The 1,974-nt window shown below is 68.9% G+C and carries 2 protein-coding genes; one reads left to right on the forward strand and one right to left on the reverse strand.

The window, feature by feature from the left end; all coding sequences use genetic code 11:
- Positions 1-39: 39 nt before the first annotated feature.
- A complete protein-coding gene (nagB, locus tag ACWGIU_RS36750; protein ID WP_453712413.1) occupies positions 40-825 on the reverse strand; it encodes a glucosamine-6-phosphate deaminase in 786 nt (261 codons plus the stop codon).
- 228 nt (positions 826-1,053) lie between these two features.
- On the opposite strand from nagB, the gene ACWGIU_RS36755 reads away from it, so the two are divergent.
- Entirely contained in the window at positions 1,054-1,923 is an 870-nt protein-coding gene (locus ACWGIU_RS36755) for a leishmanolysin-related zinc metalloendopeptidase (RefSeq protein WP_453712414.1), read from the forward strand.
- The last annotated feature ends 51 nt before the right edge of the window (positions 1,924-1,974 follow it).

The raw sequence follows: 1,974 nt of genomic DNA on the forward strand, positions 1-1,974 counted from the left end.
GGGGAGTCCGGCCCTTCGTCGTGCGCGCGTGCGTGAGGCCTACAGTCCCTGCCAGGACGGCTTGTTGGCGTAGGTGTGGCGGAAGTAGTCGGCCAACTTCAGCTTCGCGGCGGCGGCCTCGTCCACGATCACCGTGGCGTGCCGGTGCAGCTGCAGCGCGGAGGCCGGGACGAGCGCGGACAGCGGGCCCTCGACGGTCTGCGCGACGGCCTCGGCCTTGCCTTCGCCGGTGGCCAGCAGGACCAGGTGGCGGGCGTCGAGGATGGTGCCGATGCCTTGGGTGATGACGTGGTGCGGCACCTGCTCCAGGTCGTTGTCGAAGAAGCGCGCGTTGTCCACGCGGGTCTGCTCCGTCAGCGTCTTGATGCGGGTGCGGGAGGCGAGGGAGGAGCAGGGCTCGTTGAAGCCGATGTGGCCGTCCGTGCCGATGCCCAGCAGCTGGAGGTCGACGCCCCCGGCCTCGGCCAGGGCGCGGTCGTAGGCCTCGCACGCCGCGACGATGTTCTCGGCCGAGCCGTCGGGGCCCATGAACGAGGACGCGGACAGGCCCAGGGGCTCGACGACCTCGCGGAGCACGACCGCGCGGTAGGACTCGGGGTGCCCGGCGGGCAGGCCGACGTACTCGTCGAGCTGGCAGATCCGGGCCCGGGAGGCGTCGACCTGCCCGGCCCTGACCTTGGCGGCGAGGGCCTCGTAGACGGGCAGCGGGGTAGAGCCGGTCGCCACGCCGAGCAGGGCGTCGGGCTTGCGCCGCACCAGGGCGGCCATGGCCTCCGCGATGAGCTCGCCGCCTGCCTTGGCGTCCGGGACGATGACAACTTCCACGCGGGGCCTGCCGATCTGGAGTGGATATGGTGGTATAGACCAATCTAGCAGAGGGTGCCGCCCGCGACAGGGTCTCGCCGTCATTCATGGTGATCCGGACCCGGGCACCCGGCCTTCTCGCGCGGTCCGGAGAACCTTCAACCTTTTGGTTGCCCTGTCTACAACTCCATTGTCCTTTAGCGTTATTTGTATAGGTAAATCATGGTATAGGTGATGGGAGTGGTAGTCATGGGCAGGCGCACCACCTACGCTTTCGAGACCTACAGGGCGGTTGCGGACGCCGGTCGCGCGGAGCTGCTCGCAGCGACGACCTCCCCGTTCCAGATCGAGGTGCGGTTCATCGGCGGTCTGACGAACGGCCAGCAGGATGTCTTCGCCGAGGCCGCCGAACGCTGGGCAAGTGTCATCGTGGGTGACCTGGAGACGGCGGTCATTCACGATTTCAGTGGCGACGTCGTCGTCGACGACCTCTTGATCGACGCTGAGGGCGTGCCGCTCGACGGCGTCTTCGGCGTCCTCGGGGAGGCGGGTCCGCGCATATTCCGACCCGAGTCGGCGACCACGGGAGCACGCCTCCCCGCGAAGGCCATCATGCGGTTCGACACGGCCGACCTGGGCCAGATGGAGGACGAGGGCACACTGCTCGACGTCATCACCCACGAGATGGGTCACTGCCTGGGAATCACCGGCCTGGTCTGGGACAGCTTCGGTCTGCTGAAGGACTTCCCGAGCCCGAACCCCACCTTCGTCGGTCCCGGGGCCATGCGGGAGTTCGGTGTGCTCCGGGGGTCCGGGCACCCCCTGCCGGTCCCGGTCGCGAATGTCGGCGGTCCGGGAAGCGCGGGCAGCCACTGGCGTGAGCTGGTCTTCCGCAACGAGCTGATGTCACCGCGGATCGCCGACGCCGGCAATCCGCTGAGCCGGCTGACGGCGGCGAGTCTCGGGGACATCGGCTACCAGGTCGACCTCGACGCCGCGGAGCCCTATGAACTGCCCGACCTCATGGCCATCGCCGCAGGCGGCGGCGAGGTGTCCGAGGTTTCGAGGGGCGTCGTGCTCCCCACCGTCCCCAGCATGATCCCCTCCGAACGGCCCTAGGCCGTCTCTTTCGGATCTTGTCGGCCGAGCCCGAGGCGTCCGGTGCCGTGC

This window comes from Streptomyces sp. NPDC054840 (genome assembly GCF_053611065.1).